The following is a 16,444-nucleotide window of genomic DNA, read 5'->3' as shown; positions in this document are numbered from 1 at the left end:
TTTTCTTTAGAATTGCTCTCTCATCCGTAGAAAATCTAAAAAAAGATCAATTGAAACCCATAACTTTTACGGGTAATGTTAAAGTGAGAAAATCCATCCACTTGTCAGGCGAGAGGGATAGATTATGGGACTTGAACGCAGACTCTTTCGAGGAATGTTTGATGAAACCGAAGTCGTGGAACTTCGACAAACCTGTTTTACCCCCAGCCGTGTCTTTCAACCGGGAAAATATATTGCCGGGGAATTACCGGATATCGCTTTTAACATGGGGTTAGTCGAGAAACTACCTCCGGTTCGAGGTGAAGGCATTGAAATTCCATATCCAGAAAAATTTGATCTAGATTCTGAGTCTGAATAATGTCAATAGATGCTTATAGTTGGATAGAGCGATCGCTCGAAACCATTCACCGGGCGGACTGGTATCGCAGTGTAAAAGCAATAGAAAGCCGTCCTGGATCAACCGTTATTTTAGAAGGGCAAGAACTGATTAATTTTGCCAGTAATGATTACTTGGGGTTAGCCGGAGAACAACGATTAATTGATGCCGCAATTGCTGCTACAAAAAAATTTGGCACCGGAACAACAGGATCTCGTTTACTCACCGGACACCGCCATTTACATCGAGAATTAGAATTAGCCATTGCCCGTCTCAAACAAACAGAAGATGCCATTGTTTTTAGTTCGGGTTATTTAGCAAACTTAGGCACAATTTCCGCATTAGTAGGAAGACGAGATTTAATCTTATCAGATCGATACAATCATTCTAGCCTCAAAACGGGTGCAAAAGTGAGTGGGGCAACCATTCTTGAATATCAGCATAACGACAGCGAAGATCTAAGAACTATTCTGCAACAAAACCGCCATCAATATCGGAAAACTTTAATCATTACTGATAGTATTTTTAGCATGGACGGGGACTTATGTTGCTTACCAGAGTTGTTAGAAATAGCGACAGAATTTAACTGTATGCTATTAGTGGATGAAGCCCATGCAACAGGAATTTTAGGGAAAACAGGCGCGGGTTGTGTCGAATATTTTGGCTGTACCGGACAACCCTTAATTCAAATGGGAACCCTCAGCAAAGCATTAGGAAGTTTAGGGGGATATGTGGCGGGAAGCGCGAGTTTAATTGATTTTTTACGAAACCGTTCCCCCAGTTGGATCTATACGACTGGGTTAACTCCGGCTGATACCGCAGCCGCCCTAGAAGCTGTTAAGATAATTCACCAACAACCCCAACGTCGCGCTCAATTATGGCAGAATATCAATAAGCTCAAGCAGTTGTTGCAGGAACACCAGGGAAAAACGACAAGTACAGACAATTTTTTTGAGTCTTGGTCTAGTTTTCATTCTCCGATTTTCTGTGTTCATCTTCCGAATGCAACAACGGCGTTAAATGTCGGACAACAGTTAAAAGCAAAAGGAATTTTTGCCCCGGCTATTCGTCCGCCAACAGTCAGTACCAGCCGAATTCGGATTACACTAATGGCTACTCATAAATTACATCACTTACAAAAGTTAGTCGATGTGTTATTCTCAATTTTAACAAACGAAGAAGTCGGTTGAGTTCATTCTGTAGGGGCGGGTTCAGAGAGATTTTGAACTTCTGAAAACAACCTTGTTAAACCAGCCCGACCCAAAAGGAAGTTTAAACTGTTAGTTTATTAAGGAAAAAATGACTAAAGTAATTGCAATTACCGGGGTGAGTCGGGGTTTAGGTAAAGCGATGACCGAAGATTTCATCGAATTAGGACATACTGTTATTGGTTGTGCGCGATCGCGAGAAGCCATTAAAGAACTGAGTCAAAAATATGGTAAACCCCATCATTTTACCGTTGTGGATGTCACCGATGAAAATCAAGTCAAAACCTGGGCAAAAGAGTTTTTATCGCAAGTTTCCGCCCCCGATATTTTGATCAACAATGCAGCATTGGTTAATAATTTAGCACCCCTTTGGGAAGTTACCAGCGAAGAATTTTCTCGAGTCATTGATGTGAATATCAAAGGTGTTACCCACGTGATCCGCCATGTATTACCCGCGATGATCGAAAGAAAACAGGGAATTGTGATTAACTTAAGTTCCGGTTGGGGACGTTCAACCTCGCCGCAAGTCGCCCCCTATTGTGCATCAAAATGGGCGATAGAAGGACTGACTCAAGCCCTCGCCCAAGAGTTACCCCCCGGTTTAGCCGCTATTCCTTTAAGTCCGGGAATGATTCACACCGATATGCTAGAAGTTTGCTATGGTGAAGATGCAGCTTCCTACACCCCCTTAAACGTTTGGGTGAAAAAAGCCGTTCCCTATATTTTGAAACTTTCCACCAAAGAAAACGGAGTTCCGGTCAGTGTTCCGGTATAATTAAAATACAGTTTGTAGACTGGGGATGCTCCGTCAAAATCAACTCTGTTCACTCATTGACTTCAACTGTAAACCCGTGAAACGTTTCGTTCAGTTAGCTGGTTTAGCGATCGCGATCGCTTCTTTAAACGCCTGTGCCAATTCTTCACTCGAAGAGGCATTTAAACCCGATCCCCTCCTGCAAAATAATCAACCGTTTGATCAGTCCAATTCTAACAATACTGATCAAACCTTCGTCCAGCTACCTGAAAATTTTCCGTCGCAAATTCCCCTTTATCCTAACGCCACACTGCAAGATGTCACCGCATCGGAAAAAGAGTCAGAAGTCGATGTGATTACTCGCTGGAAAACCAGTGATCCCATTAACGTAGTCGAAACCTATTACCAACAGGAATTTCAAAGCAAAAATTGGCAAATTCTTGAACGTCCCAACCCCGAGGGCGAAGGTTCTTTTGTCGCCCGTCAAGATAATTTACAAGTCAGCCTTTCTCTAGAACCCAATACCATTTCTAGCACAGAAACAAACTTTGAAATTCGTTATATTCAAGATGGGAATATTGCGAAAAACTCTGACAAATCTATCTCGACAATTCCCCTTCCCCCTCCGCCTCCACCTGTCACGTCTAACGATACACCGACTCCCTCTGCCACCCCTACAGAGTCGCCGACTCCTAGCGCTTCCCCAACTCCCTCTCCGACAAATTCACCCCAAGTTTCCAACCCCTCCCCCGCCCTAGAAACTGTTCCTCAAGAGTTGCGAGAATTTGTCAGTGATGTGTCAAAATTAGGCATATTGCAATCTTCACCCGGACGTACTCAAGACCCCGCCAACCGCGATCAAATTATAGCCAACCCCAACGCCACCATAACACGAGGCGAGTTTGCGCGATGGTTAGTCAACGCCAATAACAACTTTTACAGCAATACCTCCGCCAAACAAATTCGTCTGGGAGTTCCCAGCGATGAACCTGTTTTTACCGATGTTCCCCCAACGCATCCAAACTTTTCCGAAATTCAAGGGTTAGCCGAAGCCGGTTTAATCTCAAGTTCGTTGTCAGGAGATAGCGCCGCCGTTACATTTCGCCCTGACGCGCCTCTAACCCGCGAAGAGATGATTTTGTGGAAAGTTCCCTTAGATACCCGTCAGGCGTTACCCAAAGCCACTGTAGATGCAGTTCAAGAACGCTGGGGGTTCCAAGATAGCAGTAAAATTGATTCTAACTCGTTGCGAGCGATTTTAGCCGATTTTGATAACGGTGACAACGCCAATATTCGCCGAGTGTTTGGGTTTACGACTTTATTTCAACCCAAAAAACCTGTCACTCGCGCTCAAGCCGCTTCTGCTTTGTGGTATTTTGGATTTCAAGGTGATGGGATTTCCGCCCAAGACGTTTTACAAGCTCAACGTCAGACTGAAGAGAGTGAAAATTCTAGCAATTAAGTTGTTACTCAATTCCGTTTAAAATTCAACCAAACATTATTCTTAGTAAGCGATGGGCGATGAATTAATCACGGGAACCTCATTTTATCAGTTTGAACCTTTAATTGCTCGTTTGCGGGGAATTATTCGAGACTATCCTGAAGGCGTTGGTATCATTAAAGAACTGATTCAAAATGCAGATGATGCCAGAGCAACCCAAGTCGAAATCACTCTTGACTGGCGGACTCATAGGGCTTCAAACCTTCCTGATGAACGGATGGTTAGACTGTTAGGGCCTGCAATGCTCATTTATAATAATAGCATATTTACCGAGCGAGATTTTAACAGTATTCGCAGTTTAGGACAAAGCGAAAAAGCACAAGATTTACAAAAAACTGGACGGTTTGGGGTTGGGTTTAACGCAGTTTATCACGTGACAGACTATCCGAGTTTTATCTCTCGAAATCGCCTCATCTTTTTTGACCCTCACGGAAATGCAGTTCCGGGTACTTCTAGACAAGAACCGGGACGAGAATGGATTTTTGCGCCTCGATGGTGGGAAAATTATCCCGATTTTATGAAGGTTTACGAAGCGGGAGGACTTCCCAAAAATAGCGAAGATTTTCAAGGAACATTATTTCGTTTACCGTTAAGAACAAAAGCACAGGCGAAAGAAAGTGAAATTCGCAAGCAAGCATTTACTGAATCTAATATTAGAGAACTTTTGCAAGAATTAATCGCGAGTGGCGAAGAATTGTTGCTGTTTCTCAAGTCTGTTCAGTCCATTCATGTTTATGAAATTCCGGCGGATAGTGAAGGAACACGAGAAGAAATTCTCAGAATTACCACTAAAAATCCTCAAGAGGTTCAAGAAGCCCGTCAAAAGATTTTAAATGCAATTCCTGATGATTTTAATTTATTGATTGAACACTGTCGCCATCAAGACGCTGCCGCTATTTCCTATCGCCATGAAATCGAAACGGTTAGTTTAAAACAAACGATAACATCAATTTGGCGAGTGGCGCAAGTGATTAGAATTGATGACGGTGAAGAACTCGCAAATGTGATCACCGCCATGTATGAAAGTCAGGAGAAAGTGTTACCTTGGGCGGGGGCTGCGGCTCGAATTTCTACTTCTTGTCAGGGGGAAAAAACAGAACCCATTCGGGGGCGAGTTTATTGCTTTTTACCCCTTCCTTTAGAGACGGAGTTTCCGATACATATTAACGGATTTTTTAACTTAAATAGTTCGCGAGATAACCTCAGCAGTGACCTCGGACAAACGGGAAAAGACAGTCCCAGAGCCATTTGGAATCAGTTATTAGTGCGTCATGTTGTTTCCCATGCTTGTGCGAATTTAATTGCCGATTTGGTCGAAGATTTAGGACAATATAATCCTCAAGAATATTATCAACTTTGGCCTATTCAAAAAATTACAACCAGCAAAGCTTTAGAGCATCTGAATGATTATACCATTCGGCTTCTTTATTGTAAACCCGTAGTTCGTTCTGCGGTTGAACATAGAGAACCCGACATTCAAGACAATATTAAAGTGATTTCAAGCACTCGCTGGGTTTGTCCTAATACAGTTAAAATTTTGAGTGGAGATTGGTATAAACATTTATTAGAACCGCTACGAGTTGAGAAAATTGATATTGCTGAACCTCAATTACCCCAAGCGATTATTTCAGCATTTGAAGCTTTTAATTGTAAAATAAAACCCTTTTATCCCGCAGACTTGCGACAGCATTTAATTGAACATCGTTCGTTGAATGTTGAGTTAAAAGATGCTCCCAAACCTTGTTTAAAACGGTTAGATTGGATTTACCATTTACTCCGATATTGTGTGAATGATGGTTATTCAGATTTGCGGGGTTTACCGTTGGCGGTTTTGGCGAATAACAAGTTAGAAGTTTTCGGATATAATTCAACTGGAACGGTTTATTTTGACAACGCTAGAATTAAAGTTGACAATACTTATATCAGCTTAGTTCGAGAAATTTTTGTTAGTTATCCTGAATGGTTCCTTCATCCAAATTTGTCAGGAATAGTCTCTACAAGTTATACAGGAGTTTCGGAAATGACTCCTTTAGAAGTCGCGAGTAAATTGACTCTTATTTTAGATACTCAAGATACTGAGGGTTTAACTTTGAATTTTGATAATACTGAACTTCCTAACACAGAATGGCTAACGAAAGTTTATCAGTATTTTACAAACTACCTCCCTTCGAGAGATGCTAATACGGTTCAGGATAAATTGAAAACAATTCCCCTCGTTCCCGCAACAGATGGAAAACTCTATCGGGCAGGTTCGGCGACAACACCATTAATTTTTGATGAATCAATTTCTGGCAGTATTAGTCAGCAAACATTAGAATCTTTACAATATTTTGGCGTAAAAATTGTTAACGCATCGCCCAATCTGGAAAAGGCGATAATAGATTTTGCAAAAAAACAGCCTAATCAACTCATTTGGTTTTTAACAGGTTCCGATGTAGTCGATACCATTCACAGTCATTATAAACCGGGACTTTCTCCTTATCATCCCGAACATTGTGAAGTATTGCTGGACTTTTTAGCCGATAAAAAATGGGTAGCGGGTGACAACAAATATAATGACGAACGTTTGGAAAAGTTGCGTCAACTTCCCATTTACCTCACGGTTTATGATGAGGTTGTGAACTTAACCGATGAACCCGTTTATCTTCCTAAAGATGGCTACCAACCCCCAGAAATTGGCGGTGAACTTAAACTGCTGAAGTTAGGAAACCTTCAAACAAAATGGCTGAAATTCTTCCAAGTTTTGGAAGTTCCCGTTTTGGATAAAGTGACATTTATTCAAGACTGTTTGCTGCGAGAATATCCCTACCTTTCCGACGAAGAACAGTTGATTGCTTTGGCTTGGATACGAGATAATCTCAACAGTATTAAATCAGATTTGCAAGAAAATCCGAGTAACTATTCTCAACTGTTAGATAAAATCAAAAAAGCACGTTTAGTACGGTGTAACGATGGACGATTGCGATCGCCTACTTTAATCTACCATCCAGAGCGGGAAATTGTCAAAACAATTTTAGGGAATCAAGCGGTATTTCCTGATGTTGAGTTTTATACAGAAGAACTTGAAAATTGGCTGAAGTTTTTCTCTCAACTGGGAATGCAGGATAGTCCCAATGCTGAGGATATATTTGCTTGTATCGAACAGTTTATTCAAATGGCTATTCGTTCAGGAATAGACACAGTTCGAGATGCTGTATTAGAAATATTCTCCTATGTTGTAAAAAATAGCAATATTTTGGATCATCGAGTTAATAATGGGAGTAAAACTCTGGCGGAAGCCTTGCGAGAAAAAGCGTGGTTAGCCGTCGAACAAAATCTGGAATTTCTCAATAATTATGCGGCTGCAATTTCGCCGGAAAATAGACTCTATAAAGCCGATGAAGTTTGTTTTGTTGATGAAGCTTATTGGGTAGCGAGTCAGAAGCCTATTTTTTCCATTGAAAAAAAACAGATTCCTCAACATATTCAAGAAAAACTAGGATTTATAATAATTGCTCCCGCAGATGTTATCAACCATTTTGAAGCCGTTATTCAAACTTGGGAAACTCTAGAAGAACCCACACCCCAAAAAGCAGAAATAACCCTCAACTCTGTGCGTCAAATTTATCAATATCTCTACGAACATTTTGTCGATAACCGTCAGACAACAGAGGAACAACGTCAGAATATTCGAGAACGTTTTGAAGGGCGTTGTTGTTTATGGGATGAGTCGAGCCAAACCTTTTGGAAACCCGTTCATGTGTTTACTGAACCTGTTCCATTTTTTGGTAAACGTCGAACTACCATTTCATTTTGTCATAAAATTGGAGAAGTTTATCAACTTTTAGGTCAACGTCAATCCCCAATTGTAGAAGATTACCTCTGTTTTATTGAAGAAATTGCGGAAGAACAAGAAACCGGGTTTTTGACTCTCACGGAAGAAGATTTGAACAACTTTCAGAAAAACCCGGTTTCTCAACCCCAAGAAACCCAACAAGAAACCGGGTTTTTGACTCTCGTTGAAGAAGATATTAACGGTGTAATTCAGGTGTTCAAGCGGTTGGAATTACAACTGGATTTAGAGGAAAAAAGTGTGAATAATATTCTGTTATTAACAGCCGCGAATCTGTTGTGTGAAGCGACAGAAATTTTAATTCCAGATGCACCTTGGCGGAAAGACTATATTGAACCCAAACGCCTGCTACATCCTCAAGTTTCTCCTAAATTAGCCAAACGAAGCGGAAGTCTTTCATTACTGCGAGATGTGAGTGAACAACCTGTTGATGTTCATCCAACTGAAGATATCCAAAGTTTACAATGGTGTCAAAAATGGCAATTTACGATTAACTCAACAGAATTTTTAGAAGGCTTAAAACGGTTATTTGTTCACGAACAGGATTTAGAGTTCATCTGTGATAGTAACTTTTTAACTCAAGTCAAAGTTCAACCCGTCAGTCAAATTAGCGTTAACTTATTTTTGCAGGATGAATTGCAAATTGCAGAAGATGTACCCGGAACCGATTATTTCGATACTTCACAAAACACCTTCTACATTCTCAGTAGTCCCAATCGCTGGATTATGCTATCTTATTTAACAGAAAGCTTGAATCATCATCTCGGTGAGTTTGGCTTAGAAAACTTACTCCCCTTAGCAAGTTTAATAGATGCTAAACCGACTCAAATACACTCACTTTTAGATGAATTGAGAATTTGCAGTTTATCGTCTTCCCAATACTCTGAAACTGCGAGTTCAGAGATAACCTCATCAAAAGAATTCGCCAAAACCTTGTATAAAAACCTGGGTTATGATACTATTAATCTAGGGAATAACAAAGTTTTTGATTGGTCTTGTCAGAGTGAAAGTTTACCCGAAATTCAAGTCATTGTTAAAACGCTTGATTCAAGTTCAGTAACGCTCTCGCTACAAGAGCAAGAATGGTTATTTCTCAAACAAACTCCAACGGCTGAACTACTGATTGTTTGTTTTTCTGTTAGCAACCCAAACCGCCCTGAGATGATTCAAATTCGGGAAGTTTGGCAAACCTTACAACAAGCAGAATTAAATCAGGGAATAGAATTTTCGGCTGATTCTAATGACTTGATTTTGAACTGGAATTTAATTGCAAACGGCAGTTATCCCACTGTTACAAAGCTAGAATCAACCACCAAGACACAGAGACACCAAGAACAAGAATCTTTGTGACTTTGTGCCTTTGTGGTTCCTATTCAAAGCTAGAATCAACCACTAAGACACAGAGACACCAATAACAAGAATCTTTGTGACTTTGTGCCTTTGTGGTTAATTTCCCCCTCAAAACAACCGTTTTTAGAGTTTAATAATAAGCCGCGTAATATTTGCGTTCTTGCTTATCCCCATTGGCAACCATTCCCAACACAGGAACACCCGCCATCTGAAGTTCTCGCAACGCTAAATCAACTGCCGCCCGGTCAGTTTTACCCACACCTACAACCATCATTAACCCACTCGTATGAGGCGCTAACAGGTTCGCATCTGCCAACCCTAACAACGGTGCCGTGTCGTAAATGACTAAATCAAACACCTGGGCTAACTGACGCATTAACGCCTGCATCACCGTCGAAGATAACAAGCGTGTGGGGTCTGAAATCGGTTGACCCGCCGTTAACACATACAAATTTTCATCGCCCAGGGTTTTCTGTACCACCTCCTGAACCTCTAGATTTTGAATCAAGATATCACTCAAACCCCGTTCATTAGACAGTTGTAACATCCGGTGAATTTTGGGTTGACGCAAATCAGCATCGACTAACAACACCCGTTGTCCCATCGCTGCGGCTCCCATTGCCAGGTTCATCGCGACGGTTGACTTCCCATCAGCAGGGGTTGCGGAACTAATCACACAGGAACGAACTGGACTTTCGGGGTTTAACAGGCGAATATTCGCACTCAGGGAACGAAACGCCTCTTGAAACGGCGTACAACTGGGTTCATAGGTTCGTTGAGGAGAAACCGCTATCCGAGGCAGAGTAGCCGCCGGAAGCATCAACGCTTCATCACTGGCGGGAATGACACCCAACAACGGTAGCGGTACTCGGTTGGTGACTTCGTTGGTATTGTGGAAAACATTATCTAAACGTTCAAGCAACTGTGCGGCTGCAATTCCCAACGCTAACCCCGCTAGTCCACCGAGCGCTAAATTTAAGGGCATAATCGGAAAAACGCTAATCAGTTCACCCTGTTGGTTGCGAGGAATATTGGGTTCGGCAATCAGTTCCCAAGCAGGCGGTGGCGGGGGAGTGACGACTAACTGAAGTTCTTGACGTTTAAGGGATAAATCATTTAAACGACTGGTTGCAACTTCTAATTCTTGTTCTAAATCGGTATAACGTCGCATGACAGCCGGAAAACCTTCAGCCGATTGATTAAACTGTTGAGCGGCTTTCTCTAAAACTTGGGTGCGAATTTCCAACATTGAAATTTGGTTCGCCGTTGTCACTAATTGCTGAATTAATCCTATACGAATCGAGTCTTGAAAGGATAAAATTTTCGGGTCAATATTCGCCAAATCCTGTCCTAGAACCCGTTCAGCTTCTTGACTCAATAAGGGTAAAATTTGTTCGCGTTGGTCGAGTAAGGCTTGAATTTGTGGGGCTTTACTGGTAAACCGAGCCGATTCTATGGCAATATTGGTTTCGAGTTCCAGCAACTTTTGGAGTAACGCTTGATAACGCGGAGATTGCGTTAAAGCTGAGGCTAACATTGCCTGTTCGGGTTGCAGTCCGAGCTGTTGTTGCAACATTAAATAACCTGCTCTTTGCTGCTCAAGTTGCGCTTGTGTTTCCAGTTTTTCCGCTTCAATTTGACTAATTTGTTCGGTGAGTTGTTGAGTTTTGATTTCTGGTGTAATAAAGGTATGTTTCTGCTGTAGATTCAACAGTTCTTTTTTGATCGTTTCAACCCTAGATTGCAAAGGATTAAGTTGAGCATCAATTAATTTCAATTTCTCACGGTTCGGGTCGAAACGTTCTTTTTCACGACTAGAATCAATATAGCTTTTCGCAATATTTTCGAGAATAAACTGCACTTTCTGCGGTTCTGTATCCCGATAACTCACCTCTAAAATACGAGTATCTGGAATGGGATTAATCGATAATTTATCGGATTCAAAGGCAGTTTGACCTGTTTTTTTATTGAATAACGAACTGTAACTCATTTCAGGATATCGAGTTTTAATCGTCTCAATAATTCCTGACATTAATTTGGGACTTTGCAGCAGTTTAACTTGAGACGCATAACTGAGTTCTGGTTGCGGTTGTTCTAAAAGAGTTTGTCCGATTTCTGGGGATGAATTCTCAGGAATAAACAGTTGAAATGAACCGCGATACTCTGGGGTTTGATGGTTCGTCCACAGGTAAGTCCCGGATGTCGTAGCAGCAGTAATTCCTAAGATTAAAATCGCCCGACGCCAAATCCCTTTCCAGAATTGATTTTCCCCCCGAGAATGGGGTTGAGAATAAACATCAGAATTGTAAACAAACGAACCTCTTTCAAGAGGATAGGCTGTTGCAAAATTCTGGTTTGTGTTCTGGGGATGAAAGACTGAGACTTGAATATTTTTTCCGGTGTTCATTGTAGTATAAGCCGTTGTTGATTAAGCGTTTTGATCGAGGTTGTTCCCAATAGATGACCAACCGAACTGAAAACGATAAAGATAGCAATCCAAGCTGATTCTAGTCACTGAAAGTTTAAAGCTTGATCTCAATCATATCCTGAGAAGGAGACAGCTTCAAGTGTTTAGAATTAAAAGTTTACCCTGAAGATTGGGCTTGATTTCTCAGGATAATCAATCAAAACTCAGCCCCTTCAATTAACAGTCTAGAATCGGGTTAACTTAGCTCCTCACACCCGAAAATTTATCAATTTTTAATCTAAAATTCCCACAAATCTCAAGACACCAAAAATTCCATTAACGGGGCCTAACTTCCCTAATACCCCTCCAACCCCATCTTGAAAAGCGGCACTGCCAGAACGTCCAATGACAATAACATCATTATGGCGCAAAATAGGGTTATTCTGCTCATTCACCTCCTGAGACATATCAACGGCAATCGTTTGTCGAACTACCGTTCCATTCGCATTAACCCGAATTAATTCTACGCTCTTTGTATTGGCTCTAGACTGGTTAAATCCCCCGGCTGCTGCCAGCGCTTGATTAAGAGAAGTATTCGGAGGCACTTCAATCGGTCCTGGCCTCATTACCTCTCCAACGACACTGATTTTAACGGCATCTGGAGAAAAACTCGCCATTGCCACATTATCCGACTGATTAAAATTCGCCGTTGTCGCAGTTGGCACCACAATTGTATCCCCTTGCTGGAGTACAATATCCTGAGTCAAATCCCCTTCTTGCAACAGCGACCACAAATCCACAGAAATCACTTGTTCAGTTCCCGTGCGACTGAGGCGACGAACTTCAATACTGCGAATATCCGCCATCGCTGTAATTCCGCCTGCGGTTTTAATCGCCCTCGTCACCGTAAATACTCCCATCCCTTCCACACTGGGAGAAGCCGTCGGTTGTTGAGGATTTTCAGGATCAAATCCGGGTGTATTCTGCGACGCCGCTAACGTATGGCTTCCTGGACGGTTCACCTCTCCCACGACTGCTACACTAATCGGTTGAGACGTCGAACTCGCAAAATTCGCCACCGCCACTTGACGGGCTTCAACGCGATCAAGATCAGTTACGGTAGGAATATAAACCGTGTCTCCATCTCGCAAACTAATATCCTGACGCAAATCTCCCGTTTGTAGCAGTTCCCACAAATCCACACTCAGAATTTGCTCTACAGTAGAACCAGGCTGTTTACGACGGATTTTCACTTGACGAATATCAGCCAACGCCGTCACTCCTCCCGCCATTTGCAACAGTTGCGTCACACGAGGCAGTTGCAAACCGCCAGAACTAGGTGTTACACTACCGGGCATAGCGTTACCGCCTGCTATCCCAGAGAAGGTATAAGCACCGGGACTCTGAACTTCTCCCGCGATCGCAATTTGCATCGGACGCGCCGAAAGCAAAGTCAGTGAAATCAAGGGCCGTTGTAAATATTCCGCATAACGCTGTTTAATCGCTTCTGTCGCTTGTTCGGTTGTTAACCCCTGTACAGGCACCGTCCCCACCAAAGGCAAATTCAGCGCACCATCAATGGAAACCTGATGTTGACCATTCGGGCCGCTATACTCAGGAACATTAAAAATATCAATTTGGACGCGATCGCCTACACCAAGAATATACCCCTCAGAAATGGGTGCAGGTGCAGGATTAACCGTTGGAGTGGGAACCGCAACAGGTGGAGGAGGAAGAAACTGACCCTTTGCGCTTTCAACGCCCACAAACAAGGGCAGAGAAAATCCCAAAAGCGTTATGGAAGCAATTGTTGTTTTCTGAAAAAGATGTTGATAATCGCTCAAAGTTTTCATCTCGATTAATTTTCGACTGCTCACCTCAAAACATTGCCACCCCGAGTTCCAATATAAGCTCTCTCAAACCGATTGCCAAAAAGCCACAATCGGCTAATAATGGTAAGCTAATTTGTTGTCGTCGCCCCAACCCCAGAAACAACCATGATCGACCAACTCAATGCTGATGTCTTAGTCGTTGGTGGGGGAACAGGCGGTGTTGCTGCTGCGCTGCAAGCTGCCCGTCGAGGCGCCAATACTATTTTAGTCAGTGAATTCACCGAGTTGGGAGGAATGCTGACCTCAGCAGGCGTATCCGCACCGGATGGCAACGAATTAATCGCTTTTCAAACCGGGTTGTGGGGCGCTTTTTTACAAGAATTACAACGCCGACACCCCCAAGGATTAGATTGGGGTTGGGTGAGTTTTTTTACCTTTGATCCCCGTGTGGGAGCGGAAATCTTTGCCGACTGGGTATTACAACAACCCAATTTACACTGGATTTCCGGTTACAAACCCCTAGAAGTCCTCAAACACAACAACAAAATTACAGGGGTGCGATTCTCCGAGTTTACTGTTTATGCTGAAATTACTGTAGATGCAACCGAACTCGGGGATTTATTGGCTTTAGGATCAGTTCCCTATCGTTGGGGTTGGGAGTTGCAAACCGAATGGGAAGAACCGAGTGCGCCTATTGTTGCTAATTCTCTAACAAAATCTTCTCCCGTACAAGCCCCGACTTGGGTGGCAATTCTGCAAGATTTTGGGGAAAATGCCGTTTCTCCAGAAATTCCCGCCCCTCAAGTCGATAATCCTAATCAATTTGTTGGGGCTTGGGAAGGTTATACGCCTGAACAATTCCTCAATTATGGTCGGCTTCCGGGCGGGTTGATGATGATTAATTGGCCTTGTCGGGGAAATGACTACGGAGAAAATTTAGATCGGTTAATTCAATCTCCCGCCCAACAGCAACAATTTTTTCAAGAAAGCCGATGGCATACTCAGAGTTTTGTCCGCTTTATTCAGATGGAACTCGGACGCCGTTATGGTTTAGCAGTGGGAACTTTTCCGCCTCAGCAACCGACTAATCCTATTAATCTTCTAGACACATCCTTCGCCCTACATTTATATTATCGAGAAAGCCGACGCTTGCAAGGACTGACAACAATTCGGGAACAGGATATTTTACCGATGCCGGGAGGAAATGTTGCTCCTCTGCCTATCAATTATACAACAGGTGAATGTGATGCGATCGCCATTGGAAATTATCCCAATGATCATCATTACACTCAGGGAATATTGCCTGTCAAACAGAAGTATTTACGATGGGGCGGACGTTGGACAGGTACACCGTTTACGATTCCCTATCGGGCGTTAATTCCCCAGGAAACAGACGGTTTATTGGTTTGTGAAAAAAATATCTCTGTGTCTCATATTGCCAATGGTGCGACTCGTTTGCAACCTGTCGTGTTAGGAATTGGACAAGCGGCTGGAATGGCGGCAGCTTTGTGTGTAGAATACCATTGTCAGCCGAGAGAATTACCTTCACGTCAGTTACAACAAGAATTATTGCATGATCCGGTTGCACCTGCGGCAATCATTCCCCTATTTAATTTACCGCCGAATCATCCCAATTGGTTAGATCAGCAGTGTTATTATCTCCAACATCCCGAAGCCTATCCAGCGAGTGGGTATTGTCATTTAGATTCTGTTTCAACATTATCAAATTTGCCGATCTCAGATTTTGATCCAACAAACCCAACAATCAAAGCGTCAAATCAGGTCAATTTTTATCCCGAAGTTAATCCCAATTTATTGAAGGCTGAAACCCAAGAATTGGAGAATCATTTTTCGGGTATTTTGCATCATCGTCAAGAACAAGATTATACCTTGACCTTGACTTTTCCCCCTGAACTTGAACATCAAACCTGGACGTTAGTAACGCTCTATCCAGAGATTGATCAGCAGTTAAAACAGTATTTAGACGGTTCTCAAATTTCCCTCAAAGGACGACTCAATCAAGCGGGTCACTGGTTAATGGTCTCAGCCATTGATCAGTCTCAATGGATCATTCCAACCGCTCAGAACTTGAGTGAAGTTTTGAGAATTAAATTACAGGTTGAGGATGAAGAATTGAAGAAATCCCAATCTAGCATTTCTGATTTAATTTAAGGTCTATATTTTCGGGTCATCCTCTACGTTTAGACCCTCAATAACAATAGAATAATTCTCAATTGGTTTCGAGTAATGATGATTGTTCGGTGATCGTTGTCAGTTTCAACATCCCGCACTCTCTAAACAAAAGCAAGCCTGAGTGTGACAGATCAAAATCTGACTCAGACTAGACTGTGATGTGTTTTTAGAGATTACGGCTTTAAGTCTGTGTCAATTTCTGAAAATTTCCTGAGTTTTAGGTTGAGTTTCCGTAAAAATACTGAAAGACCCACTTCTATTGTAACGTCAGAAAATTTTATTTAAAAAAATTTCAATCTTATCCTGATCTAGTCAGCTTAGGTTCGTATCAGGAAATGGATAGATTAATTACGAGCCAATCCCAATGAAAGTCACAACAGTTTTAACCCTAACTAGCCTTTTATTCGTTGGTATCGCTGGTCAAGCTCGAGCCACAAATCCTCAATCAATGGACTTATTAGAATTAGCAAACCACAAATATATGATGTCAGCAAACGTGATGAATAACCCACCTTCTCGACCCGATCAAGGGAATGGACCGCGTTTTGCAGACAGTCTAATCACCAACTCCGAAGACAATTCTATCTTTCTGCGTCGCGGTAGTGGCCGTAAAGATGCTCAGGACAGGTGAACTTTGGATTGAGATTATATCTTGACCTCTCAAGTCTTGTTTTCACAACTTCACTCAAAACATCACAGGATGTCGTCTTGAGCAATCATAAACTTCAGGTAACTCATCAGACTGCTATTCATCCAATCCCCTTTTCTGTTTGGATTTTAGCAGTCTTGCATTTTGTTGAGATTCTGTAAACTAATCATCTAAATTTATTGATTTTTAAGGCTATAGCAGAGAAAGAGTTGATTAGGACACTGTTTTTCTGTCAAATCCTTTTATGATAAAGGTTTCAATTCTGTCTCCTGTCTCCTGTCTCCTGATTTCTGCTATATAATATACCCACAGCAGTGCAGACTGACTGAGAACAGAGGGTGC

At 42.2% G+C, this 16,444-nt stretch carries 9 protein-coding genes; 7 read left to right on the top strand and 2 right to left on the bottom strand.

The genetic code is table 11. The annotated features are described in order from the left end of the window. Positions 1-124 precede the first annotated feature (124 nt). The 5 genes from VB836_RS19655 (at position 125) to VB836_RS19635 (ending at position 9,021) form a co-directional block, all read left to right on the top strand. On the top strand, positions 125-358 hold the full coding sequence (locus VB836_RS19655) for a hypothetical protein (RefSeq protein WP_046282394.1): 234 nt from the start codon (positions 125-127) through the stop codon (positions 356-358). Continuing rightward, a complete protein-coding gene (gene bioF / locus VB836_RS19650) occupies positions 358-1,566 on the top strand; it encodes an 8-amino-7-oxononanoate synthase (RefSeq protein ID WP_323221784.1) in 1,209 nt (402 codons plus the stop codon). Before VB836_RS19655 ends, bioF begins: the two co-directional genes overlap by 1 nt. A 109-nt stretch (positions 1,567-1,675) precedes the next feature. Further along, a complete protein-coding gene (locus VB836_RS19645) occupies positions 1,676-2,359 on the top strand; it encodes an SDR family oxidoreductase (RefSeq protein ID WP_323221782.1) in 684 nt (227 codons plus the stop codon). A gap of 76 nt (positions 2,360-2,435) precedes the next feature. After that, complete coding sequence (locus VB836_RS19640; RefSeq protein WP_323221780.1) at positions 2,436-3,800, top strand: S-layer homology domain-containing protein; 1,365 nt, start codon at positions 2,436-2,438, stop codon at positions 3,798-3,800. Positions 3,801-3,852: 52 nt separating this feature from the next. Beyond that, positions 3,853-9,021 carry a sacsin N-terminal ATP-binding-like domain-containing protein gene (locus tag VB836_RS19635; RefSeq protein ID WP_323221778.1) on the top strand — a complete coding sequence of 1,723 codons (5,169 nt, stop codon included), beginning with the start codon at positions 3,853-3,855 and terminating at the stop codon, positions 9,019-9,021. 130 nt (positions 9,022-9,151) lie between these two features. On the opposite strand, the gene VB836_RS19630 is transcribed toward VB836_RS19635, so the two are convergent. Together VB836_RS19630 and VB836_RS19625 are read right to left on the bottom strand one after the other, a co-directional pair. Beyond that, positions 9,152-11,428 (bottom strand): GumC family protein, encoded by a 2,277-nt coding sequence (locus VB836_RS19630; protein WP_323221777.1) that lies wholly within the window; start codon positions 11,426-11,428, stop codon positions 9,152-9,154. Positions 11,429-11,721: 293 nt separating this feature from the next. Beyond that, positions 11,722-13,281 carry an SLBB domain-containing protein gene (locus VB836_RS19625; protein ID WP_323221775.1) on the bottom strand — a complete coding sequence of 520 codons (1,560 nt, stop codon included), beginning with the start codon at positions 13,279-13,281 and terminating at the stop codon, positions 11,722-11,724. A gap of 144 nt (positions 13,282-13,425) precedes the next feature. On the opposite strand from VB836_RS19625, the gene VB836_RS19620 reads away from it, so the two are divergent. Both VB836_RS19620 and VB836_RS19615 read left to right on the top strand, forming a co-directional pair. Next, entirely contained in the window at positions 13,426-15,432 is a 2,007-nt protein-coding gene (locus VB836_RS19620; RefSeq protein WP_323221773.1) for an FAD-dependent oxidoreductase, read from the top strand. Positions 15,433-15,817: 385 nt separating this feature from the next. Beyond that, positions 15,818-16,084 (top strand): hypothetical protein, encoded by a 267-nt coding sequence (locus tag VB836_RS19615; protein ID WP_323221771.1) that lies wholly within the window; start codon positions 15,818-15,820, stop codon positions 16,082-16,084. The last annotated feature ends 360 nt before the right edge of the window (positions 16,085-16,444 follow it).

Origin of the sequence: Limnoraphis robusta BA-68 BA1, assembly GCF_034932365.1 — a bacterium.
Lineage (GTDB): Bacteria > Cyanobacteriota > Cyanobacteriia > Cyanobacteriales > Microcoleaceae > Capilliphycus > Capilliphycus robustus.
Note: the sequence above shows the minus strand (reverse complement) of the source record. Positions and strands in the feature narration are given on the sequence as shown.